General features: G+C 63.3%; 20 protein-coding genes and 1 pseudogene. 13 read left to right on the top strand and 8 right to left on the bottom strand.

Annotated elements, in window-relative coordinates; translation table 11 throughout:
* The first annotated feature begins 80 nt into the window (after nt 1-80).
* Together ACFSUD_RS13535 and ACFSUD_RS13530 are read left to right on the top strand one after the other, a co-directional pair.
* On the top strand, nt 81-1,220 hold the full coding sequence (locus ACFSUD_RS13535) for an efflux RND transporter periplasmic adaptor subunit (RefSeq protein ID WP_386375141.1): 1,140 nt from the start codon (nt 81-83) through the stop codon (nt 1,218-1,220).
* Complete coding sequence (locus tag ACFSUD_RS13530; protein WP_386375140.1) at nt 1,217-4,378, top strand: efflux RND transporter permease subunit; 3,162 nt, start codon at nt 1,217-1,219, stop codon at nt 4,376-4,378. The genes ACFSUD_RS13535 and ACFSUD_RS13530 overlap by 4 nt, the downstream gene beginning before the upstream one ends.
* Here ACFSUD_RS13530 and ACFSUD_RS13525 read toward each other — a convergent pair.
* Nucleotides 4,368-5,933 carry a sensor histidine kinase gene (locus ACFSUD_RS13525; protein ID WP_386375139.1) on the bottom strand — a complete coding sequence of 522 codons (1,566 nt, stop codon included), beginning with the start codon at nt 5,931-5,933 and terminating at the stop codon, nt 4,368-4,370. The two genes, ACFSUD_RS13530 and ACFSUD_RS13525, sit on opposite strands and share 11 nt — an antisense overlap.
* Nucleotides 5,821-6,936, bottom strand: a complete 1,116-nt coding sequence (locus ACFSUD_RS13520) for a chemotaxis protein CheB (protein WP_386375138.1) — start codon at nt 6,934-6,936, stop codon at nt 5,821-5,823. Before ACFSUD_RS13520 ends, ACFSUD_RS13525 begins: the two co-directional genes overlap by 113 nt.
* 113 nt (nt 6,937-7,049) lie before the next feature.
* Between ACFSUD_RS13520 and ACFSUD_RS13515 the strand changes: the two genes are divergently transcribed.
* The 7 genes from ACFSUD_RS13515 (at nt 7,050) to ACFSUD_RS13485 (ending at nt 12,467) form a co-directional block, all read left to right on the top strand.
* Nucleotides 7,050-8,057, top strand: a complete 1,008-nt coding sequence (locus ACFSUD_RS13515) for a chemotaxis protein CheB (RefSeq protein WP_386375137.1) — start codon at nt 7,050-7,052, stop codon at nt 8,055-8,057.
* Between the two features lie 3 nt (nt 8,058-8,060).
* Nucleotides 8,061-8,420 (top strand): response regulator, encoded by a 360-nt coding sequence (locus ACFSUD_RS13510; RefSeq protein ID WP_386375136.1) that lies wholly within the window; start codon nt 8,061-8,063, stop codon nt 8,418-8,420.
* Between the two features lie 267 nt (nt 8,421-8,687).
* Complete coding sequence (locus ACFSUD_RS13505) at nt 8,688-9,563, top strand: STAS domain-containing protein (protein ID WP_386375135.1); 876 nt, start codon at nt 8,688-8,690, stop codon at nt 9,561-9,563.
* Between the two features lie 10 nt (nt 9,564-9,573).
* On the top strand, nt 9,574-9,918 hold the full coding sequence (locus ACFSUD_RS13500; RefSeq protein ID WP_386375228.1) for an STAS domain-containing protein: 345 nt from the start codon (nt 9,574-9,576) through the stop codon (nt 9,916-9,918).
* The gene (locus ACFSUD_RS13495) at nt 9,911-10,330 is read left to right on the top strand and encodes an ATP-binding protein (RefSeq protein ID WP_386375134.1); all 420 of its coding nucleotides are present in this window, start codon (nt 9,911-9,913) and stop codon (nt 10,328-10,330) included. The genes ACFSUD_RS13500 and ACFSUD_RS13495 overlap by 8 nt, the downstream gene beginning before the upstream one ends.
* A complete protein-coding gene (locus ACFSUD_RS13490; RefSeq protein ID WP_386375133.1) occupies nt 10,327-11,334 on the top strand; it encodes an ATP-binding protein in 1,008 nt (335 codons plus the stop codon). The genes ACFSUD_RS13495 and ACFSUD_RS13490 overlap by 4 nt, the downstream gene beginning before the upstream one ends.
* Nucleotides 11,331-12,467, top strand: a complete 1,137-nt coding sequence (locus ACFSUD_RS13485) for an ATP-binding protein (protein ID WP_386375132.1) — start codon at nt 11,331-11,333, stop codon at nt 12,465-12,467. Before ACFSUD_RS13490 ends, ACFSUD_RS13485 begins: the two co-directional genes overlap by 4 nt.
* 499 nt (nt 12,468-12,966) lie before the next feature.
* Here the strand turns inward: ACFSUD_RS13485 and ACFSUD_RS13480 are convergent, their stop codons facing one another.
* Nucleotides 12,967-14,007 carry an endonuclease/exonuclease/phosphatase family protein gene (locus ACFSUD_RS13480; protein WP_386375131.1) on the bottom strand — a complete coding sequence of 347 codons (1,041 nt, stop codon included), beginning with the start codon at nt 14,005-14,007 and terminating at the stop codon, nt 12,967-12,969.
* 197 nt (nt 14,008-14,204) lie between these two features.
* Here ACFSUD_RS13480 and ACFSUD_RS13475 point away from each other — a divergent pair, with 197 nt between their 5' ends.
* Nucleotides 14,205-15,632: a hypothetical protein gene (locus ACFSUD_RS13475; RefSeq protein ID WP_386375130.1), complete on the top strand. Its 1,428-nt coding sequence runs from the start codon at nt 14,205-14,207 to the stop codon at nt 15,630-15,632.
* A gap of 124 nt (nt 15,633-15,756) precedes the next feature.
* Here ACFSUD_RS13475 and ACFSUD_RS13470 read toward each other — a convergent pair whose 3' ends face one another.
* Both ACFSUD_RS13470 and ACFSUD_RS13465 read right to left on the bottom strand, forming a co-directional pair.
* Entirely contained in the window at nt 15,757-16,701 is a 945-nt protein-coding gene (locus tag ACFSUD_RS13470; RefSeq protein ID WP_386375129.1) for a DMT family transporter, read from the bottom strand.
* A gap of 96 nt (nt 16,702-16,797) precedes the next feature.
* On the bottom strand, nt 16,798-18,675 hold the full coding sequence (locus ACFSUD_RS13465; RefSeq protein WP_386375227.1) for a hybrid sensor histidine kinase/response regulator: 1,878 nt from the start codon (nt 18,673-18,675) through the stop codon (nt 16,798-16,800).
* Between the two features lie 290 nt (nt 18,676-18,965).
* Between ACFSUD_RS13465 and ACFSUD_RS13460 the strand changes: the two genes are divergently transcribed.
* Nucleotides 18,966-19,931 carry an NAD(P)-dependent oxidoreductase gene (locus ACFSUD_RS13460; protein ID WP_386375128.1) on the top strand — a complete coding sequence of 322 codons (966 nt, stop codon included), beginning with the start codon at nt 18,966-18,968 and terminating at the stop codon, nt 19,929-19,931.
* Nucleotides 19,932-19,995: 64 nt separating this feature from the next.
* Here ACFSUD_RS13460 and ACFSUD_RS13455 read toward each other — a convergent pair whose 3' ends face one another.
* The 3 genes from ACFSUD_RS13455 to ACFSUD_RS13445 all read right to left on the bottom strand — a co-directional run bounded on the left by ACFSUD_RS13455 (nt 19,996) and on the right by ACFSUD_RS13445 (nt 22,165).
* On the bottom strand, nt 19,996-20,328 hold the full coding sequence (locus ACFSUD_RS13455) for a hypothetical protein (RefSeq protein ID WP_386375127.1): 333 nt from the start codon (nt 20,326-20,328) through the stop codon (nt 19,996-19,998).
* Nucleotides 20,329-20,712: 384 nt separating this feature from the next.
* Nucleotides 20,713-21,396 (bottom strand): BON domain-containing protein, encoded by a 684-nt coding sequence (locus ACFSUD_RS13450; RefSeq protein ID WP_386375126.1) that lies wholly within the window; start codon nt 21,394-21,396, stop codon nt 20,713-20,715.
* A gap of 64 nt (nt 21,397-21,460) precedes the next feature.
* Nucleotides 21,461-22,165 (bottom strand): BON domain-containing protein, encoded by a 705-nt coding sequence (locus ACFSUD_RS13445; protein ID WP_386375125.1) that lies wholly within the window; start codon nt 22,163-22,165, stop codon nt 21,461-21,463.
* A gap of 282 nt (nt 22,166-22,447) precedes the next feature.
* Between ACFSUD_RS13445 and ACFSUD_RS13440 the strand changes: the two genes are divergently transcribed.
* Nucleotides 22,448-23,545, top strand: coding sequence for an HlyD family secretion protein (locus ACFSUD_RS13440; RefSeq protein WP_386375124.1), 1,098 nt, complete (start codon nt 22,448-22,450; stop codon nt 23,543-23,545).
* Between the two features lies 1 nt (nt 23,546).
* Nucleotides 23,547-23,966, top strand: a pseudogene (locus ACFSUD_RS13435) (FUSC family protein); the annotation flags it as partial.

Genomic DNA, 23,966 nt, shown 5'->3' with positions numbered 1-23,966 from the left:
AATCGCGCCCTATCGGACTTGTTCCTCCACGATGCGGTATGATCAAAGCAGGGCGCGGCGCGGCCACAAGGACCTGACAGATGAGCGATGACACCGAGCGACTGAGCTTTGACGACGACAAGGGCGCCTCCCGCGCGATATGGATTGCCGCGGCGCTGGTCGTGGCGATCATCGCCTGGATGGGCAGCGGCTATGTCTTTCCCTCCGAAGACCCGCAGGAGACCGAGGTCGCCGCAAGCGGTGTCGCACCCGTGGCGGTGACGATCGAACGATCGCGGGCGCAACCGGTGACGCTATGGTTCCAGGCCGAAGGTCAGGCGCAGCCTGACCGGGACACGTCGATGCGCGCCGAAAGCTCCGGCGATGTGGCCGAGGTGCTGGTCTCGAAAGGCGAGGATGTCGCGGCCGGTACTGTGATCGCGCGGCTTTCGACAACAAGGGCGGATGCCGACCTTGCCCGTGCCCGTGAGGAACGCGCCAGCGCGCAGCGCGAATTCGACAATGCCAGCCGCCTGCTTGAACGCGGCGTCGCCACCGCCGACCGGGTGAGCGCGGCGCGGGCCGCTCTCGCGGCTGCCGAAGCGGCGGTGACCAGCGCCGAACAGGCGCTGCAATCCCTCGAGATCACCGCGCCTTTCGCCGGGCGGATCGAGACGCTGTCGCTCGATCCCGGCGAGTTCGTTCAGGCGGGCGCCGAAGTCGGGCGGATTGTCGACAACCGCCCCCTGACGGTAGCCATCCAGGTGCCTCAACAGGCGCTGCGCCGACTTGACAACGGCCAGACCGCCACCGTGCGTTTCATCACCGGAGAGGAGCGCGAGGGCGTCGTGAGCTTCGTAGGCACCTCCGCCAGTGCCGAGACACGGACCTTCCTGGCCGAGATCGACGTGGCCAACGAGGATGGCGCAATTCCCGCCGGCATCTCGGCGGAGATCCGCATCCCGACCGGGGAGGCCGAGGCGCATTTCGTCCAGCCCTCCACCGTGTCGCTCAGCCCCGAGGGCCTGCTGGGCGTCAAGACCGTGACCGAGGAGGAGAAGGTCGCCTTCAATCCGATCGAGATCGTGCGGGCCGAGATCGACGGCGTCTGGGTCACCGGCCTGCCGGACACGGCACGTATCATCACGGTCGGTCAGGGCTTCGTGAACGCGGGCGAAATCGTCGCCCCCTCCCTCGCGCCGGAGACGGCCGGCGCGGTCGCGGAGGGAACGGAGCAATGAACACCCTGATCGAGGCGGCATTCTCGCGCGCCCGGGTCGTGCTCATGGCGCTGCTGCTGATCCTCGGGGTCGGTGCCTATGCCTATGTCTCGATCCCGAAGGAGGCCAATCCGGAAGTGCCGCTGCCGCTGGTCTATGTCTCGACCGGGCTCGAAGGGATCAGCCCCGCCGACGCCGAGCGGCTGCTGATCGAACCGATGGAAACCGAGTTCGCGGCGATCACCGGGCTGGAGAAGATGGAGAGCCATGCTTCGGAAGGCTTCGCCAGCGTCCAGCTCGAATTCACGCCGGGCGGCGACATCGACGAGGCGCTCGACAAGGTGCGCGAGGCCGTCGACCGGGTCGAGGGCGATCTGCCGGAAGACGCCTATGACCTGACGATCACCGAGATCAACACGGCGCTGTTTCCAATCATCACGGCAATCATCTCCGGCCCGGTTCCCGAACGCACGCTGAACGCGCTGGCCGATGAGGCGCAGGAGGCGATCGAAGGGCTGGCCGGGGTTCTGGAGGTCGATATCGGGGGCGAGCGGGAGGAATTCCTCGAAGTGCTGATCGACCCGACGGTGTTCCAGACCTATAATCTCAGCTTTGATGAATTGATCAGCCAGTTGCAGCGCAACAACCGTCTGATCGCCGCCGGGGCCATCGAGACGGGCGGCGGACGGATCGTTCTGAAAGTGCCGGGGCTGATCGAGGATCTCGAAGACGTCATGGAAATCCCGGTCAAGGTGCGCGGCGATGCGGTCGTGACCTTCGAGGATGTCGCGACCATCCGGCGCGCGTTCCAGGATCCGACCGGTTTCGCCCGCATCGACAGGCAGCCCGCGCTGGCGCTCGAGGTCAAGAAACGCTCGGGTGCGAATATCATCGATACGGTGGCGGCGACCAAGGATGCGCTGGAGGCGCTGCGCGCGGACTGGCCCGACAGTGTCGAGATCACCTATCTGCAGGACCAGTCCGAGCAGGTCGAAACGCTGCTGTCAGATCTTGAGGCCAATGTCATCGCAGCGGTGGTCCTGGTGATGATCGTGATCGTCGCCGCCCTCGGGATCCGCTCGGCGGTCCTGGTCGGTCTGGCCATTCCCGGTGCATTCCTGGCGGGGGTGACGGCGCTTTGGGCGATGGGTCACACGATGAACATCGTCGTGTTGTTCTCGCTGATCCTCGTCGTCGGCATGTTGGTGGACGGCGCGATCGTCACGACAGAGCTTGCCGACCGGCGCCTGCAGGAAGGCGCCCCGCCGCGCCGGGCCTATGCCGATGCGGCCAAGCGCATGGCCTGGCCCCTTATCGCCTCGACGGCGACGACGCTCAGCGTCTTTTTCCCGCTGCTGTTCTGGACCGGCATGGTCGGCGAGTTCATGAAATTCCTGCCGATCACTGTCATCCTGACGCTCTTTGCATCGCTGTTCATGGCGCTGATCTTCATCCCGGTTCTCGGCGGTCTGATCGGCAAGCGCCCGCCGCAGAAAGCCGCCGCCAAACGCGCGTTGCACGATGCCGAAAAGGGCGATCCGCGGCGCATCGGCGGGCTGACCGGGGTCTATGTCCGGCTGCTTGAATGGGCGATCCTGCGTCCCGGTGCCACGGCGCTGCTGGCGCTGGCGCTGCTGCTCGGTGCCTTCGGACTCTACGGCCAGTTCGGCAAGGGGCTGACCTTCTTCCCCTCGGTCGAGCCCGAATTCATGCAGGTGCAGGTGCGCGCGCGGGACAATTTCTCGATCTACGAGCGCGATGCGCTGGTGCGCCGGGTAGAGACGCGGTTGCACGGATATGACGAGATCGCCACCGTCTATGCCCGCTCGACGATGAGCGCCGGACAGGGCGACGAGGAAACCATCGGCGTTCTGCAACTGGAACTGACGGACTGGGACGAACGCCGCCCGGCGGCGCAGATCGGTGCCGAGATCCGCGCGGACGTCGGCGATATCGCCGGTATCGACGTGCAGGTACAGACAGAAAGCGGCGGTCCGACCAGCGGCAAGCCGATCAACCTCCAGATCGCGGCGCGCAACCCGGCCATGCAGGATGAGGCCGTCACGCAGGTCCTGTCCTTCATGGACAAGATCGGCGGTTTCACCGATGTGACCGACACCCGCCCCCTGCCCGGTGTCGAGGTCTCGATCCTTGTCGACCGGGCCGAGGCGGCGCGCTACGGGGCCGATGTCAGCCTGCTGGGCCAGGCGGTGCAGCTGTTGACGCAGGGCATCGCCGTGGCCGATTACCGTCCCGAGGATGCGGACGGCGAGCTTGACATCCGCATCCGCTTCCCGGCCGAAGAGCGCTCGCTCTCGGAGCTGGGAAATCTGCGGGTTCCGACCTCGGCCGGGCTGGTGCCGATCTCCAACTTCGTCACCTTCGCGCCCTCCGAGCGGACCGGCACGATCACCCGCATCGACGAGCAGCGCGTCGTGTCGATCGAGGCCAACGTCGTGCCGGGCGTGCTGGTGAACGATCAGATCACGGCGCTCCAGAGCGCGCTCGAAGAGGCGGATCTGCCTGAGGGTGTCAGCTACAGCTTTGCCGGGGAGGCCGAAGATCAGGCCGAGACGATGACCTTCCTCGCAGCTGCTTTCGTGGCGGCGATCTTCCTGATGCTCGTCATCCTCGTTTTGCAGTTCAACAATTTCTACCAGGCTTTCGTGGTGATGAGCGCGATCGTCTTTTCGGTCGCTGGTGTGCTGCTCGGTCTGATCATCACGGGACGGCCCTTCGGCATCGTCATGGGCGGCATCGGCGTCATCGCTCTGGCGGGGATCGTGGTGAACAACAACATCGTGCTGATCGACACCTATAACGACCTCAAACGCCTCGGTCTGCCGCCGCGCGAAGCCGCCTTGCGGACCGGCGCTCAGCGTCTGCGCCCGGTGATGCTGACCTCGGTGACCACGGCGCTCGGGCTCATGCCGATGGTGCTCGGTGCGAACCTCAATTTCTTCACCCGGGAAATCGTGTTCGGCGCGCCATCGACGCAATATTGGACCGAGCTTTCCAGCGCCATCGTCGGCGGACTCGCGGTGGCGACGCTGCTGACGCTGATCCTGACCCCGGCGATGCTGATGCTCGGCGAGAAGTTTTCCCGTCGCAAAGTGGCTGACGGGATCGGGGAAGACCGCGATGCGGGCAAACCCGGACCGCTCTCGATCAGAGATTGACCGTCACGCTACAGACCAGCCCGTTTTCCGCCATCGTCCAGTCAACGTCGAAATGCGGCTGGGCGCCGATGGCTTTCAACAGCATCGTGCCGCTCCCTGCGCGGGTCTGGGGATCCTGCGCCCGGGGGTGGCGCTCGCGCCATTCGAACCGGACGCGGTTTTGCTGCTGGCTGCCGTCATCCAGAGTGATGGTAACCTCGCCCTCATCTCCCGCCAGCGCCCCGTGCTTTATGGCATTGGTCACCAGCTCATGGACGATCATCGACATATCGATGGCGACATCCGGCGGCAGGCGGCAGGCGCTGCGGCCCCGGACCGTGACGCGTTCCTCGTTCGGATCATAGGGTTCGATCTGGATGCGCACCAGTTCGGCGAGATCGACAACGTCGTCATTGCGCCGGAAGTTGAGATCATGGGCCAGTGCCAAGGTCTGGATCCGGTTGGTCAGCCGCTCCTTCACCTCCGGGTCCAGCCCGGCACCGCGCAGGGTGAGCGAGGTCACCGATTGCACCGTCGCGAGCATGTTCTTGACCCGGTGGCGCAGTTCGTCGAGCAGCAATTGCTTCTGCCGGTCGGCGGCGGTGCGGCGCAGGGTGGCGGCCAGAACATTCGACACGGATTGAAGGAAGCTGCGGTCATCATCGGAGAAGGCCCGGGCCGTTGCCGTATGGACGCCGAGCACGCCGAGCGGTTCGTCGGGATCGCCGATGATCACGCTCAATCCGCTGACGACACCGGCGTCGCGCAACAATGGCGGGCCGTTGAACCGCGTTTCGGTGCTCAGATCCTCCACGGTGACCGGTTCGCGCATGGTCAAGGTATATCTGGCCTGGCTCTGCGCCCCGGTGCCCACACGGGTGCCGGGCGGCACGTCGAACCCATGGCTCGACGCGAGTTCGAGCTCGTCCTGTCCGGGCAGGCAGAGCAGGACCTTGGCGAAATCGACCGACAGCAACTCGGCGAGCCTGTCCGGCAGTTCGGCGATCATCTGCTCGGCCGATATGTCGGCGATGCTCTGCTTGCCGAGCTGGGCCACATAGGCGTGATGCCTGGCCCGGCTTTCCGCATCCTCGCGCGCCGCGACCAGCGGTGTGATATCGTTGATGACCCCGATGACCCGCCGGATCTCCCCTTCGACATCGTGGACCGGGGAGGCCGACATCAGCAATTCGAAACGGTGATCGCCCGGCCCGACGAACTGTCCGCGGAAATCATGCAGCGCCTTGCCGGTTTTCCACACCTGCTGCAGCGGCAGATCCTCGGGCGCGATAGGGCGGCCGTCCTGCTCGATCACGTAGCTCGGATCGGCATTGACCGGTGTCGTGGTGAATTCCGGCAGGCCCGTCAGGCTGCAGCCATATTCGTTCAGCTCGAGACTGCGACACTCGGGATCGTCGCTGAACACGATGCCGATGGGCGCGAGTTCGAGCAGCGCGGTGAGGTCATCGACCTGGGCGAGCAATTGACGGTTTAGCTCGTCGATCTTCGCCTGCGCCTGTTTGAGCTGGGAAGATCTGGATGCGTCGGCAATGTTCGGAAGAGCCGGACTTCTCATGCAGCAGCATTGCCAGTGAAAACGCCTCCTCCCCGGTGGCGCAGCCCGCCACCCAGACACGGACGGCATTGTCCGCCGGTTTGCGCTGGAGCATCTGGTCGACCGCGACCTCCAATGCCTCGAAGGCGCCGGGATCGCGGAAGAAGGCGGTGACGCTGATCAGCAATTCGCGGAACAACTGCCGCGCCTCCGCCCGGTCGTCGCGCAATCTCTCGGCATAGGCTCTCAGCGTGTCGATCTGCAACACCTGCATACGGCGCTGGACCCGGCGCAGCAGGGTCGGTTCCTTGTATTGCCGGAAATCATGCCCGGTCGCCAATTTCAGATGCTGGCAGATCTGCGCGAGATGGGGGCGCGCCGTGCCGGGATCCATGCTGTCGGTCGGATCACCGTCGCGCAGATGACGCAGATATTTCGCAATCGCCTTCGGCATCTCCGCCGGCGGCAGCACCAGGTCGATCAGCCCGGTGGCGATCGCGTTGCGCGGCATGCTGTCATAGACGGCGTTGCACGGATCCTGCACGATGGTGTAGCCGCCCGACTCTTTCAGCAGCTTGATCCCCTGGGTGCCGTCACTGCCGGTGCCGGAGAGAACGATGGCGATGCCAGATTCGCCCAGCGACTTGGCAAGCGAGGAGAAGAAAGTGTCGATCGGCGTGCGGATCGGACGCGGCGGTGCGGGCTGTTCGAGATGGATATGCCCGTCCTGCAGCGTCAGCGTCGCGTCCTCGGGGATGACCAGTACATGATCCGGCCGCAGCGCGCCGCCATGGGTCGCCACTTCGACGGGCAGGCTGGTCGCGCGGTTCAGAAGCTCCGTCAGCATGCTCTTGTGGGTCGGATCGAGATGCTGGACGATCACGAAACAGGCGCCGGTCTTTTCCGGCAGCGCGGTCAGGAAGGATTTCAACGCCTCCAGCCCGCCAGCCGAAGCACCGATTGCCACTACCGGGACGGAATCCATGTCCGGCTGCCGTGCCGCCTCGTAATTCCTGTCGTCCATCCCCGCTCCGATCACAACGCCCAAGACCAGAGGAATAGCCCTTCGTGGCGTTTTGTTCCAGCATACATTACCGCTGTCTGCGGAACTGCAATCCTCGACGGGGGTTTGGTCATATGAGCCGAGAATTATCCAGAAAACGCCGGAACATAATCGTGATCGGCGGCTCGGCGGGAAGCCTCGAGCCCCTGCGCCGGATACTGACCGATCTTACGCCGGATCTGGACGCGGCCATCTTCATCACCCAGCATATGGGCAGTCGTCACGCAACGAAGCTTCATGAGATCCTCGGGACCGACTCCGGCCTGCCCGTGCTCCCGGCGGAGGATGGCGGGCGGATCTGCGAAGGCGAGGTGCGGATCGCGCAGCCCGACCAGCATCTGGTGCTGGACAGCGAGACCGTTCACCTCACCCGCGGCCCGCGTGAGAACCAGGCGCGTCCGGCCATCGACCCGCTGTTCCGCACCGCCGCCGCCCATCATCAGGCGCGGGTGATCGCGGTGCTGCTGTCGGGCTATCTTTCCGACGGGGTCGCGGGGTTGAGCGCGGTGCAGAAGTGCGGTGGCCTGACCATCGTGCAGGACCCCGACGCCGCGCTGGTGCGCGATATGCCGCAGAACGCGCTTCACCATGTCGCGCCGGATTTCACCGGAGACGCGGGACGGATCGCGGAACTCCTCAACCAGCTCGCCGGTCAGCACACGGCCGATCCCGGGCCGGTCCCCGAAACCATCCTGGCCGAAGCGCGCATGGCGCTCGGGCGCGGGCTGTCGATCCCCGCCGAGGACCGGATGGGCAAGCGCAGCCCCTTCGCCTGCCCGAGCTGCAACGGTAACCTCTGGGAAATCGACGACGAGATCCTGCGCTACCGCTGCCACGTGGGTCATGCCTATACCGCAGATGCCCTCAGCGAGGCGCAGGCCGGACGGCTCGACGAGGCGCTATGGGCGGCGCTGCGCGGTCTGCGAGAACGCACCGAGCTGTTGCGGCGACTGGCCCGCGAAGGGCGCGAGGCGGGGCGCGGATCGAGTGTGCAGGGCTTCGAGACCTCCGCCCATGAGATCGAGGCGCAGGCCGCCGTTCTCGAAAATTTCATTCTGACGAGAGCGCGGGAGCAGGACTGAGAGATGGCAAATCGGGTAAAGAGCATATTGATTGTCGAAGACGAGGTTCTCGTTGGGCTCGATCTGACCATGCAGCTCGAAGAAGAGGGCTATGAGATCATCGGCCCGGCCACGACGCTCTCCGCCGCCGCTGATATGCTGCGCGGCCAGACACCGGATTTCGCCATTCTGGACGCCAATCTCAACGGCGAATGTCCCAACGCGATCGCCTCGGATCTGCAGGAGCGTGGGATTCCTTTCGTCTATGTCTCGGGCTACGGGCCGGATTACATCGCCCAACATCTGCCAATCGCGCCGTTGCTTCAGAAGCCGGTTCGAATTCCGCTGCTCCTGTCGCAGATCGAAACGGCATTGGCACAATAGCTTGCCGGGGTCCTGCGTTCAGATGATACGGATGTGATCGCCAATAGATGGCATATTGCAAAGGTCAGCGCGCCGTCTGCGCATGTTCCTTTCACGCTGCGAAATACTGCCCAGTGATCCATGCAATATCATCAGCGCTCTATGCGGAAACGTCGGGGGGAGTATTGCCGCAGGGACCGGCGCAACCTTACCGATGCGGGGAATTGGCATTGACACTCCTTTGCGCAATTGGCTTACGTACGGCAGTTCAATGTACTGGGGTTACACATGCCGCAATCCGCGACGGCTAATATTCTATCAATCCTCGAAACCGATTTTTCCGGTATCATCGAGGAATGGCTCGGCACACAGGTGAAAGAGGGCGTCAAGCGTTCCGACCTGTTCTCGGATTCAGAAAGCCGTGCGCAGAACCGCGAGCTTCTGCAGGCCTTCGCGAAGGGCATCCGGGCCGGAGTCGCCGACGACAAGTTCAGCCTGGAAGACGAATCCTGGGAAGACCTGCGGGCGGTGCTCGCGGATGTCAGCAAGGAACGCGTCAGCCGCGGCGTCACGCCGACCGAAATGGCGACCTTCATTCTCGCGCTGAAGGAGCCGCTCTTCAAGCGCCTCGAAGTGAAGCTGAGCTCGGATCATGGCGGTCTGATCCGCGATGTCCTGCTGGTCACCCGGCTGGTCGACGCCTTCGCGATCTATACCAACGAGATCTTCATCAGCGAGCGCGACCAGATCATCGAACGTCAGCGTCAGGAAATGCTGGAACTGTCGACACCGGTCGTGGAGCTCTGGGACCGCGTGCTGACCCTGCCGTTGATCGGAACGCTGGATTCCGCCCGCGCGCAGGAGGTCATGGAGAACCTTCTGGAAACCATCCTCGAACGACAGGCCGAAGTGGTGATCATGGACATCACCGGTGTCGGCACCGTGGACACGCAGGTCGCGCAGCATCTTCTGCGCGCGGCGGCGGCGGTACGGCTCATGGGCGCAGAATGCATAATCAGCGGCATCAGCCCGATGATTGCCCAGACCATGGTCCAGCTCGGCATCGATGTCGGCACCGTTTCGACCCGTTCCAGCATCCGCACGGCGCTGTCCGACGCACTGCTGAAGGTCGGCTACGTCATCAAGACCACCGAGGCGGCCTGACTTGTCCGGTGTGACCTCCATAAATCTTGTCGAGAAGGCGTTGCTCGTCTCGATCCAGGACGATGTCACCGATACCGAGATCATGGAGCTTCAGGATACGCTGTCGAACCGGATCGCCAGGAACGATGTGCGCGGCGTGATCCTCGATATCAGTGCGCTGGAGATCGTGGACACTTTCGTCGGGCGCGTCATCGCCCAATTGGCGGGGATTTCGCGGCTGCTCGCGGCGGAAACCTATGTCGTGGGGATGCGCCCCACCGTCGCGGTCACCCTTGTCGAGCTCGGCATGTATCTGCCGGAGATCCGCACCGCGCTCAGCCTTACCCATGCCCTGTCACAGTTGCGGCGTGAGTGAGGAAGGGCGGCCGGCTTCCCATGCACCGCTTGCGACGGTCAAGCTGGAGACAAATCGCGATGTGGTGGCGGCAAGGCAGGCCGTCGCGCGTTTCATGAAGGAACGCAATGCCTCGGCGCTGCGTGTGACCCGTTTCGCGACCGCGGTGAGCGAAATCGCCCGCAATGCCATCGTGCATGGCGGCGGCGGCGAGATCTCGATCTATCTCGACGCGACCAAGACATATCTGCATATCGAATGCCGGGATTCAGGTCCGGGTATCGAGGATGTGACGCTCGCCCTTTCCGAGGGCTATACGACCGCCGGCGGCCTCGGGCGCGGTCTCGGCGGCGCCAAGCGGCTGTCGCACGATTTCGAGATCCGCCCCGCCCCCGGCAAGGGAACCATCGTCTCCATGGGTGTGAAGCTATGAATCAGTGGATCGAGATTGACGACCGGAGCGCTGTCGCCGTCGTGCGCAGGCTCGCCCGCCGGCTCGGCAGCGACATCGGCCTCTCCGAGGTTCGCCTTGACGAGCTGGCGATCGTCGCCTCCGAAGCGACCACCAATATCCTGCGCTACGCGACCCGCGGCCGCGCCCTCATCGACGTGACCCGAACGGCGGATGCGGTGCGCGTGGTGATGATCTTTACCGACCGGGGGCCGGGCATCGGCGATGTCGATCGCATGTTCCAGGATGGGGAGAGCAGCACCGATTCCGCCGGGCTGGGCCTGGGCGCGATCCGGCGGCTGTCCGATACGTTCGACATCTTCAGTTCTGCGGAGAACGGCACCACCATCGCCTGCTCCTTCATGGCGGAAGGTGCCGCGCTCGACTGCGGTGTCGATGCGGTCGGGCTCCGGGTCTGTCATCCGAACGAAACCGTCTGCGGCGATGATTACCTGTTGCAGCAATCGCGGCGCGCGACTCATATTCTGCTTTGTGACGGGCTCGGGCACGGGGCCGAAGCGGCGAAGGCTTCGGACGAAGTCATGCGGGCGGCAGGCGAGGCCGGGATCTCGGCCGCGCCCGGGGGAATCATGGAGCAGGTGACCGAAGCGCTTGTCGGCAAGCGCGGCGCAGTCGCCGCGATCCTGCAAATTGCGCAACCAGAGATGGTGATGAGCTATGCCGGGCTGGGCAATATCTCGACGCTCTGGATCAGCGCGGAGAGCACCAAACGCATGGCCGTGCGGGATGGCCGCATCGGCGCAAGAACTACGCGCGGCTATGAAGAGACGGGCGAGCTTTCAGCGGGCGATATGATAATCATGCACAGCGATGGCCTCAAAACCCTGCGCGAGGCCCATATTCCCCCGGGATTGTTGAAGAAGACACCGCTGCTGATTGCCGGTTTCTTCCTTGATCGCGCCTTTCGCGGTCGGGACGATGCCAGCATCGTCGTGGCGCGGATCACGCGGGAACCGGAAAGATGAAGACAGCGAAGCTGACCACGGTAAAGCTCGAGCAGACCGGCGATGTCGCGACGCTGCGCGAGACGGCGCTGGTACTCGCGGAGGTTCTGCACTTCGGCTCCTTTGAAAAGACCCGCGCGGTGACCGCCGTGGTCGAACTCGGGCGCAACGCGATCGAACATGGTCAGAGGGGAAGGGCGACATTCACGCTGACCGCGGTCAGGGGCAAGCCGGCGCTGGGGTTGACCGTGATCGACCAGGGGCGGGGTATTTCCAAGGAGATGCTCGACCCGACGCGCGATGTCGTTTCCGCCACCGGCATGGGGCTCGGTCTGCGGGGGGTGCAGCGAATCGCGGAGAGTTTCGATGTCGAGACCGGCCACGAGGGCACGCGGATCTCGGCGGTCTTTCTCCCCTCCGTGCCGCCGCCCCATGACGGGCAGCTCATGGAACGAGCGATGCAGGCGCTGGACGACTTGCGCGCCAGGGACGGGACCGCGGCGCTGACCGAGGAGAACCGCCGACTCGCCGAGGGGCTGGCCGACCGGGATCTGCTCATGCAGGAGCTGCATCACCGCACCGGCAACAATCTCGCCCTGATCGTGGCGCTGATCCGCATGAGCAAGTCGCAGGCCGAGGCGGAGGAGACCCGACGGGTGCTGGGCGAGCTGGAGATTAGAGTCGGTTCGCTGGCAAAGGCGCATGAGCTGATGCAACGGGAAAGCGCCGGGGGCGATATCGAGCTGTCCGAGATGCTCGACGAGGTGGCCCGCAACGCCGAACGCGCATTCAGCGGCGAGAGCCGACAGGTCAGGATCGACGTGTCCTGTGCAAGGCTCGAACTGCCCAACAAGCTCGCCATCGACATCGGTCTGATCGTCGGTGAGCTGATCACCAATGCCTATAAACACGCCTTCGTCGGACGGGAACAGGGGCGTATCGCGGTGCAGGTTTCGGGCGATTTCGAACAGGGTCTGGCCCTCGACATATCCGACGATGGTGTCGGCCTGCCTGCCGATGCGGAGCGGCCCGAACGGTCGAACTCGCTCGGCTGGCGGATGATCCGCACCCTGACCTTCCAGCATGACGCGACCCTCACGGTCGAAGGATCACAGGGGCTGAACGTTCAGCTCAGGTTCCCGCCGCAAAGCTGAATATTTCCAGAGGCCAGAATCCCCTGCCAATTCCCGGCACCGCGGGCATTTTGCACGGCGATCACATGCAAACCGCATGAACCCATTCCCCGGTAACATGCGTCTTTTTCTATATGAGGCGCCGCATTCGGCAAAGCTTCCAAACAGTTAACGACCCTGCTAAGGTCAAAGCATTAAGAAGATTCGAACTTTACGCGACCTGTTCAGGCGATACCCGATTTCACGGATTACCGCCTGATTATTTGAACCGAATTATATTTTGCGAGGATTCCCTGTGAGCAGGCTTATTCGCCGATCCATCAAGCGCCTCCCCTGTCTGTTGAACCTGCATCGCTGGCGCGACAGCCGATCGATGCCCGAACAGGTTTGCCGCGTCTGTTACAAGCGCCGGTTCAATCGGCTCTGAAGTCACCCGTCGAGATCCGGTGCAGCGGTAGCTGATCATTCGGCCTCGCATCCGGTTTCATTCTTCGTGCCGCGGCAAACCGCGCGCCGCCGATCAGCGTTCCAGCGCGTTGGCGGCCCGCGTCGCGATTTCCAGATCCGCGCCTTCAAGCTCCGGCGGTTCAAACGGACTGACCTGGTGGCAAAGCTCGACCACGACCGGGTAATGATCCGAGCCGAAACCGGGCAGGACATCCATCCGCAGGGACGAAAATTCGCGTTGGTGAAACAGATGATCAAGCGGCCAGTACATCCACCAGGAATGGGCATCGTAAGTGGCGTGATAGCCGAAGACCTGCCGCGGATCGAGAAACGCCCCTACCCGTTGCAGACGCTCCGCCACGACTTCCCACGGCGTGGAGTTCAGATCCCCCGCGAGCACGACCGGCAGGTCGGATGACCGCGCTTCAAGCGCCGCCCACATCAACTGCGCATCGCGGGCCTGCGCCGATTGCGACGGATGCGGCGGCCGCGGGTGCAGACCGATGAAACGGATCATACGATCCGGCCCGAGAGCGACCTCGGTCGAAATGGCCGGAGTGTCCGTTCCCGCAGGTCGCATGACCTCGGATGCGCTCAGGGGCAGTCGGGAGAGCAGGTGGATACCGTAATATCCGTCTGTGACTTCCTGCCGACGATGGGGAAATTGCCCGTTCAGTCTCTGTAATTGCTCGTCCCACCAGGGATCGGTTTCCATGGCGAGAAAGAGATCGGGTTCGGTATGCTCCACCGCCGCAAGAAGCCCTTCCGCTTCCTCTCGGCTCGCCTGAAGATTGGCGATCATCACGGTGAAGCGGCGGTCCTGCGAACAGCTCTCCGCCGCCCCTGCCTGCGTGATGGCATAGGGCCAGAGCTTCCAGACGTTGAACAGGAGGGCTGCAACGGCCAGCGCCGTGCACAGGACACCGAGGGTGCGGCTCTTCGGACGCAGCAGGATCAGCAGCACCAGCAGGACGAGCAGCGCGATGACGTAGTGGAGGCGCGGGAAGTCGGTCATCCGCACCCACCAGGTATCCGCCTCCCAAAGGCCGAGGAAGGTCAGCGCCGCAAGTGCCAGAATGGCGCAAGCGAGGGCAAGGACGAGGGCGCGGCGCATGATGGTCTCCTTTGAAGGAAAGAAGCACTGGCACGCGTGATCGTTCCGAAATGAATCTACCAAGACGATCCTGCCGCCCTGCCGGGCCCGTCGGAATGAGGCAGGGGTCAAGAAAATGCAACTTCCTGTGCCCGCCTGAATGACATTGCGCCTCCCTGCTCTAGATACATGTCACGTCGTCTCAGGGAGGAACGGAAATGGCCGAGAACGAACAGCAGCCGCAATCTGGTCGAGATAGGGAATCCAGCGCCAACCGCACCGGTTTGCTCGTCCTGGCCGTGATCGCGGCAATCGGATGGGTCTGGGCGATCTATCAGGCTACGGGTCGTTCCGCGCTGGAAACGGAGATGGCCGAGCGGATCGAGGCCGCGACACTCGAACGTGACGAAGTGGCCTCCGCGCTGGCGGCGCTGGAGACGGCGTCGGGCGAGCTTGGCGAGGTTCAGTCGCGGATCGAGGCGACAGGCGGCGAATTAACAGATCTGGAAACACGGCGCGCTGAGGCGACGCGTGAATTCGATGCCGAACTTGCAAGGCTTGCCGACCGCAAGGCGGGGGTCGAGACCGAATTGTCCGCAGAGGTCGAGCGCATGACCGTGGAAATCGAAACCGCGCGGCAGGATTTCGAGGCCGAACTCGCCGCCTTGGCCGAGCGGCGTGACGCGGCGCTTGGCGAGACGGATACGGTTGAGACGGCTTTGGAAGATGTACGAGGCGAGCTCGAACAGGAGACGGCGACGTTGGAAAGCCATCGCTCCGAACTCAAGCGCATCACCGATCAGATCGCACAGGGCGAGAAAACCCGCGAGGAAACACGGGCTGCGCTCACCGGCGTCAAGCAGGAGCTTGATTCCGTCGGCGCCCGGCTTGCCGAAGCTCGGCAACAGGAGAGTGCGCTGCGCAAGACGCTGAGCGCCCTGCAGGAGGAAGCCGCGTCGCTGACCGAAGAGCTGGCCGAGGCCGAGAAACGAAGCCAGGAGGCGCGCAGCGCCGAGGCCGAGTTGCAGGAGATGTCGACCCGCATCACCGATGAGGTCGCGAAACTGCGCGATCGGCGCGAACAGTTGAGCAACGAGATCACCGGTCTCACCAGCCGCCGTAAAACGCTGCAATCCGATATCGCCACGGCCGAGGAACAGCGCGCGCAGGTGCAGTCCGAAGTGAGGGATTTGACCGAACTGCTTACGAACCGGTCGGATGAAATGCTGGAAGTCGAGCGCCGTATCGCGGAACTGCAGTCCGATGGTTCGCAGGCGGGGTCGGAGGCCGCTGCGGCGTCCGAAGCTGGTACGGCAAGCAAGGAAACCGAACCGCAGAACCAAAACCGCGACGCCGACATAGAGCCTGGCACCTATCGCGCGGATGATATCGAAGCGCGTTTTGCCGACGACGGCACATTCCGCATGAGCAATGCCGAAAAAGGCGCAACAGCCTCAGGCAAATATGCAATCGAAAACGGTGTGATAACCTTGTCGGAGCCTGAAGGCGACCTGCGCCAGGGTGTGAAATTCCCCCTGCGCTGCGCGATCGAGCGGGACGGGAAGGCATTCACGCTGGCTGCAATCGAAGGAGACCGTCTCTCCTGTGGACCGCTGACCGACACGGCGTTTCAGGCGGCGCGTTGAACCGAACGCCGCGCGTCGTCCGATTGGCTGAAACGCCGCGAAAACGTCAAGAGCCTGCTCTCTCCGGCGAGAGCAGGCTCTTGACGTCGCCCGATGAAGACCAAGTGTCAGCCACGGCGTGACGTCAGGCGATATCGCGCTGCCGCCCCCGCAGGACAACCAGCAGACCACCGAACACGATCAGCAAGGCACCGGGGAAGAGATCCTCTATCGGCGCTTCGTCGAAGAACACCCACCCGAAAACGAACGCCATGGGGATCCCGAAAAAGCTGAACGGCGCGAGATTGCTCTGTTCCGTCATCCTGAATGAGATGATGAGCAGCAGCACGGCAATCCCGCCGGAACTGCCCATCGCGGCGATCCAGACGAGATCCGATGCGCTTTGAACCGGGGAGAACCCGCCGAGGAACAGGGCAATGGCCAGCGAGCCGATCACCGCGAAGCCCGTCGAATAGAGGTTGACCAGAGCGCTGGGAACATCCTCGTCGATGAGCCGGGCGGTCACGCCTGTCAGAGCATAGAGCGCGGCGGCCGCGAGCGGCAGCGCGGAGGCCAGGGTGAATGTCTCCCGGCCCGGCCCCATCACCATGATCACGCCGATGAAGCCGACGACCACCGCCGTCCAGCGGATGGGTCCTACCCGTTCGCGAAGCAGGATCACAGCGAATGCTTTCATGAACAATCCGCCGGAATAAGAGATCGTGGTCGCGCTGGCGAAGGGCAGCAGGCCCAGCGACAGATAGAACATCAGCTGCGCGAGCGCGACGATCAGTCCCCGTCCGCAGATGAGCCCCCATTGCCGCACGCGCAACTGCCGCCCCGCGCGATGCCAGCTGCGCGAAGACCACAGCACGATCACGCCGGGGATCATGCCGAAGAGGTTGCGATAGGCGGAGAGTTCCGCCGCGCTGTAGTCGGTGGAGAGGCGCTTGATCATCAGCCCCATCAGGTCAAAGAAGACGAGGGAAACGAGGCTGATCGCAATCGCCGCCCCGGCCGACCCGGTACCGGGCGCCCGACCTTTCGGCATATCGCTTACCTGTCGTTCCAATGCGCCCGGTGGGGCCATATCGCTGTTCCCGCAATATCTACATCAACTGGATATGGCAGAGACTATGATCGCTCGGTGTTGGGCCGGGCAACGGCAATCAGCCTCCCACGTCTCCTATTCCTGCAGCGTCTTGATCGCCTTGATCAGATCGAAATCGCTGAATGGTTTGGTCAGCCGATGGGCCTGCAGCGTCGCGCCCTCGGGCAGATCGACATAGCCGGAAACCACCAACACCTTGAGATCGGGCTGGAGCGCGCGGGCATGGTCGATCAGTTCTGCGCCGGTCATTTTCGGCATGGCGAAATCGGTGATCAGCAGATCGACCTTTTCCTGCTTCAGGATTTCGACAGCTTCCGGACCGGAATAGGCTTCGAGAACCTCATGCCCCAGATCGGACAGGATCATCGCCGTATTCAGCAGGATGATCGCCTCGTCATCGACAACGAGTATCCGCAGGGCCGTTTCTTCTGCCTTGGCGGCATTTTCAGTCACGGGAACCGGCGCGACAGCGCGCGCCGCGACCGGCAGCAGGATTTCCGCCGTCGTTCCCTCACCTGGCTGGCTATGCAGGAACAGCCGACCACCCGATTGCTCGACCATGCCCTTGACCATCGGCAGACCGAGTCCGGTGCCCTTGCCCCGTTCCTTGGTGGTGAAGAAGGGCTCAAAGGCGCGGTCGAGCGTCGCCTTGTCCATCCCCTGCCCCTGATCCTCGATCGCCAGCCGCACGAAGCGCTCTTCGCTCTCGGGCATGTCGACCATATCGACCCGGAGCGTGATCTCGCCCCCCTCCGGCATCGCATCACGGGCATTGACCACGAGGTTCATCACGGCGAGTTCCAGCTGCGTCGGATCGGTCATCACCGGGGCGAGCGCGGCGGGAAACTCGGTCCTGATTGTCAGATTGCTGCCGATCGTGTGCTGGAGCAGTTCGATCATGTCGCTCAGCGACGCGACGATGTCGGTGGGTGCGAGCTTCAGCTCCTGTTTGCGCGCGAAGGCCAGCAGCCGCTGGGTGAGCGTGGCACCGCGCTCGGCCGCTTCAATGGCATTGTCGAGGAAGATATCGACGTCCTCCCCCTTCTTCAGACGTTTCTGCGCGATCCGCAGACTGCCGATGACGGCAGAGAGCAGATTGTTGAAATCATGCGCCACGCCGCCGGTAAGTTGACCGATCGCTTCCATCTTCTGGGCCTGGTGCAGCTGCTCCTGCGATTGCTCCAACGCCTCGGCCGCCCTTTTGCGCTCGGTCAGATCCCGGGTGATCTTGGTATAACCGAGCAACAGCCCGTCATCGTTGTAAATTGGATCGATCACCACATGGGCCCAGAAGCGCTCGCCGTCCTTGCGCAGCCGCCAGCCTTCGGCCTCGAAGCGCCCTTCCTCCGCAGCGGTCGCCAGGGCGCGCTGCGGCACGCCCGCCTCGCGATCTTCGGGAGGATAGAAACGGCTGAAATGCGCGCCGAGGATCTCGTCCTCGGTATAGCCCTTGAATCGTTCCGCCCCGGCGTTCCAGCTTGAAACCCTCCCTTTCGGATCGAGCATGTAGATCGCGTAGTCAGTCACCCCTTTCACCAGCAGCCGGAAACGCTCCTCGCTTTTGCGCAGGGCCTCCTCGGTCCTGCGCTGTTCATTGAAATCACGGGTGATCTTGACGAAACCGTCATGAACCTCGTTCGCGTCAAATGTGGGTTCGACGACGATATTGGCCCAGAACCGCGAGCCATCCTTGCGCAGCCGCCATCCCTGCGCTTGGAACGATCCCTCGCCGAGTGCGGTGGCGAGTACCGTTTCGGGCAGACCGGCCGCGCGGTCTTCTGGCAGGTAGAAGCAGGAGAAATGCTGACCGATGATCTCTTCGGGCGTATAGCCCTTCAGCCGCTCCGCGCCGGTATTCCAGCTTGCGACATGACCCTCGGTATCGAGCATGAAAATCGCATAATCCGTCACGCTCCGAATAAGCAATTCTGCGCGCTTGGGGGTGAGCGACATCGTCTTCATGATCAGAGCAGCTTTTCTTGCAGCGGTACGGAAAGGTCCGACTCTCGAATTAACATAGATTGAAATGAAGAAGATAGCCTGCCCGTGGCTGACTGCAAGATAGCCCTGTATGCCAGATGCGCTTTGGTTCTTCCGCCCTGCTCTGCGTGGAATGGAAATTCACCGGCGGATTTGGCAGATCGTACGAAAACGACTTTCGAAGCGTCGCTGCTTCGTTTCTCAACCCAAAAGGGAATGTGACATGTTTGTCTCCTGTGCAACCACGCGACGGAGCTTGCCACATGAAAGTTGGATTCATCGGTCTCGGGAATGTCGGCGGCAAACTGGCCGGAAGCCTCTTGCGCAATGACGTCGATGTCACCGTGCTGGATCAGAAACCGGAATTGGTCGCCGCCTTCGTTGAACGCGGTGCCGGTTCGGCAGCATCTGCAGTGGAGCTGATGCGGGCGTGTGATGCCGTCATCACCTGCCTGTCCTCACCCGCGGCATCCGCCGCCGTCATGGCCGAGATGCTGCCCGAGGTTGGCCCCGGGAAGGTCTGGCTCGAAATGTCCACCACCGATGAAGCCGAGATCCGCCGCCTTGCCGTTCTGGTCGAAGAGCGTGGCGGCAAAGCCGTCGATTGCCCGGTGTCGGGCGGTTGTCACCGGGCCGATACAGGCAATATCTCCATCTTCGCGGGCTGCGATCGGGAGACGTTCGAGCGGGTCCTGCCGCTCCTGCAGCGGCTTGGCCGTCGCATTCTGCATACCGGTCCGATCGGCACCGCTTCGGTCCTGAAGGTCGTGACCAATTATCTCGCGACGGCGAACCTGATCTCGGTTTGCGAGGCTCTGGTGACGTCGAAGGCCGCCGGAATGGATCTGAACATCGCCTATGAGGCAATCAAGATTTCCTCCGGCACTTCCTTTGTTCATGAGACCGAAGGCCAGGTTATCCTCAACGGCTCGCGCGATATTTCCTTCACCCTCGACCTGGTGGCCAAGGATATCGGCCTCTTCCAGGCAATCGCCGAGCGCGCTGGTTTGCCGCTGGAACTTTCGCCGCTCCTCAACGAGATCATCCGCGACGGACAGGCGCGTTACGGGCCGCGTGAATTGTCGCCCAACATCATCCGTCGGCTCGAGGATGCCACCGGGCTCGAAATCCGGGCACCGGGTTTTCCCGCCGAGATGACCGACGATGAACCCGAGGCGCCAGGCTATGAAGTTGTGCCCGGCGGGACGCGGTCCGATTTGGTCGGCTAGGCATCTGCGCGGGTTCGCAAACCCGGCCGGTGGCGCTGCTTGGCGGCAGCGCAACCGGTTGGGTTCAGGCCACCCGTCGTTCTGGCGCGGCCCGACAGAAGAACATGTGATCGGTTGGAAATTTCCGATCCAGGAACGCACGGTCCAATTCCGCACAGGCGTCGCCAATCGTGCTTTCCGGCAATAGAACGGCTTCATCCAGCGTATGCAAGTCGCATAGCCGACGGATGATTTGAAGCAGACCTTCGGAGCTCGTATTGCTCATCTGACAGGCGAGGTGCAACGGGGTGTTTTCGGTGATGTCCGCCGCGCGATCCGGGTTTCGGGACCGCAGAGCCTTGATGAGATTTTGTTGGAGGGACAGAGACGGGATTACGAATTCATTAAAAAGAAACATGGAAACTCCGATTGTTTGACAAAACACGTTTTTAACTAATTACAAACAACAGAGGCGCCCCAAAAACGGGAACAAGAAGGAACAATTCTCTCGATGCGGGAGTTTTATGTTCGAGCCCGTCCGAGATTCCTTCAAAAGCATGACACATTAGAGCCACCTTTCGGGGTACCGTCAACGTTGATTAACGTCTCCAATAGGAAAGACGTTCCGAAGAATACTGCACCAATTTTGAAATGATCGCCTGCAGCGGGGCCGGACGGTGTTTGCTGAGGGCAGCTTATTGAGAATGTCCCTCACCGCCGTCAACTGGCCCTATAGTCCCCGCTCCACCATGACGAGAGGCCCCGGACAGGGTTTCGTGCCCGGGGCCGCATTTGGTCGTGATCAGAGGACCGCGCGACCCGACGTCGCCGCCGGATCGGATACGCGCAAGTTGTTCTGCACATGCCGCACGCCGGATACGGAATCCGCGCAATCCTCGGCGCGACGCTTGGCATGGCGCGACTCCACCGTGCCGGTCAACGTGACCTCGCATTCCGCGCAGGTAACTTCGACATCGCTGGCATCGACCAGATGATCATGCGTCAATGCCTCGTTTACCTCTTCCAGGATTCGGTCATCGGACCGGCGATAACCTTTCGGCCCCTTGCCCCGGTGATCCTGCTCGCGTCGCCGCTCCGCGGCCTCGTCGCCGAACCAGGACTGAACCTCGTCCGAGGCTCGGTCGAAAAATCTACGTTCGTGGTCGCGGCCCGACCCGGCAGGGCCGCGTGGCCCGGCGAGGTAATTCGGCTGTTCGCGATAGCCTGACCTGTCGCGATAGGCGGGTTCGCCGCGTCCCGCAGGGTCATGCCACCTGTCTTGGTAGGGCTCGCGTTCGTCAAAGGGGCGGTCAGCACTCGGCACCATCCCCCCGGCGGCCGCTCCCCAGGGCGCGAGCATCTCGCCATGCTCCCGGTGATCCGCATATCCTCGGCCTTCGCGATAGGCGCGTTCTTCCTGATAGCTACGTTCCCCATCCCGGTCGAGCTCGGGATGATAGCGATCTCTTCTGTCGGGAGATTTCATGTCATTTCCTTTCTCGCTGTGAAGCCGCACCGCGATCCGGCGCGACCGGTTTGCAATCGCGGCGCTACTTCCGTTGCGAAGCCGCGCCGCCGCTCTTGCCGGAATCTGCGCCAGCTTCTTTGGGCGTTGGGTCTGCCATCGGGTCACGGACGCGCAGGTTGTTCTGCACATGGCTCACCCCGCTGACCGATTCCGCACAATCCTCGGACTGTCGCTTAGCCCGTTTCGAGCTCACAAGTCCTGACAGGGTCACCTCGCGCTCCGCCACCGTCACTTCGATCTCCGAAGCGTCGACATGCCGGTCCTCCGTCAGACGGTCCGAAACGTCTTCATAGATCCGCGTGTCGGAGCGCCGGTAGTTCTTCGGACCGCGACCCTGATGCGACCGGCCTGCCGCGGAAGCATTGCTGTCATCGTCCGGATGCCAAGCACCAAGCGTGCCCACGCGTCCCTCATAACCTTGGTAACCGCCGCCCTGGAAACCCTCGGGGCGCCCCTCATAGGCGCGGCCGCGACTGCCCTGATATCCTTCCGGTCGATATCCCCATTGCCGGTCCGGTTCGACAAGATCGCGGGGCGGCTGCGCGGCCTGATATGCGCCGTCCCGCCGCTGCGAGCCGGGGTCATAGGAGCCGCGCCCGTAAGCATCGCGGCCGCGGTCGAAAACGGGTTGCTGACTGTCGCCGCCGCGCACCCGGCTGTCCGGACTGGACGTCTGTCGGCTGCGCTGGTTCCGGGCGGATTCCGGGTTGTCGTCACGCTCGGGCATGTCTGTCTCCCCTTCATTGGCTTGCGTATGACGGACCAACACAAGCCTCACGGAGAGGTTCCGCCCCGCGGTCATGCCCAGCGACAAGCCGCTCCCCTGTCCGAGCGCTCGGACAGGCATGTGTCCGGCGTAAATGTGCGTTCAATCGCGCTCCACACCAATATTCCGCGTGAAACCATGCGGCGGGAGGTTAAGTTGTTGGTCGCTGACGGTTGGCTGGATCGCGACAAGAGCGGGAACCTGAAAACGACAGCGCAGGCAAAGGAATGAAGGGGGACACTGATGTCGGAAGCCATTGACCAGAACCAGCGCCGCAACCCGGCGAGCAAGGTCGCAATCGGCGTGATCCTGACGCTTCTCGTCCTGGTCGTTTTATATGCGGTGACGGACCGTCTGACACCGGCTTCCTCCCGGGGCATCGTCTCGGCGCATGTCGTCCAGATCGCCCCCCGCGTTTCCGGACAGGTGGTGGAGGTACATATCAAGGATGACGCGGTGGTGCAGGCGGGCGATCCGCTCTTTTCCATCGACTCCCGGCCTTTCGAACTGGCCGTGCGGCAGGCGGAAGCGAAGCTGAAAACCGCGTTGCAGAATATCGACGCCTCGAGCGCCTCGCTCGTAGCGGCGCAGGCGGCGGTGACACAGGCGCGCACGGCTCTGGAAAATACCCGGGCCGAAGCGGCGCGGACCTTCCGGCTGGAGGAACGTGGCATCGCCTCGACGGCGCAGGGCGATCAGGCGCGCGCAGGCGTCGCCCAGGCCGAGGCGCAGCTTGAAAGTGCGCAGGCCAATCTGGAAAGCGCGCGTGCGCAGCTCGGTCCGCGGGGCGCGGACAATCCGGCCATACAGGCGGCCGAGGCGGAGCTTGAACAGGCGCAATACGATCTCGCTTCCGCGACGGTGGTGGCGCCGCACTTCGGCGTGGTGACCAATGTCACGCTTGGCGAAGGCCAGTTCATCGACGCCGGCAATCCTGCGTTGACCTTCATCGATGCCGGGGCGGCATGGGTCACGCTCGATCTGCGCGAGAACCAGCTGCAGCAGGTCGATCCCGGCGATCCGGTCCATCTCCTCTTCGACGCCCTGCCCGGCCGCATCTTCAAGGGCAGCGTCGAGAGCATCGCCTGGGGCATCAATCCGGGGCGCAACGTGCAGGGTGGGCTGGTGGTCAGCCAACCGTCGAACCGCTGGTTCGAACCGGCGCGCCGCATCCCCGTTCGGATCGAACTGGCAGGCGGTATGGAGGCCTGGCCCAATTCGGTTCGGGTCGGCGGCAAGGTCCATGCGGTCGTCTTTGCCAGTGGCGACGCCAGCGGGCCTGTCGCATGGCTCGCCAGAGGGTTGCAGCGGCTGCGTTCCTGGACGAGTTTCCTGCACTGATATGTATGTCACCCCAAGACCCGACGCGAGCGAGGATCCGCATTACGGCATCCGGCTCGGTCTGACCGGGGCGCTGGCCTATGCCGCGATCCCGCTTATCAATCCGGTGTTGCCGCCGATCATCGCGGCGTTGCCGGTGGGACTGATTGCCGCGCAGCGCAAGGCGCTCGATCCGGCCAAGCTGATCGGCGGCGTCATCGCGATGATCGTGCTGCCATGGGTCATGACCTGGGTCGTCGAATGGCTGCGGCCCATGCCGATGGTCTATGTGACGGCGATGTGGGGGCTGTACTTCATGGGCTTTATGCTGATCCTGCGGTCGGGGGCGCAGGCGGGTATGTTGATCGTGGTGATCACTGTGCTGATCTCGGTGATGGGTATGCACGGCAGCGCGACGGTCGAGACCCTGCGCGACGGGTTC

It is taken from the genome of Sulfitobacter aestuarii (assembly GCF_042685005.1).
Lineage (GTDB): Bacteria > Pseudomonadota > Alphaproteobacteria > Rhodobacterales > Rhodobacteraceae > Sulfitobacter > Sulfitobacter aestuarii.
Note: the sequence above shows the minus strand (reverse complement) of the source record. Positions and strands in the feature narration are given on the sequence as shown.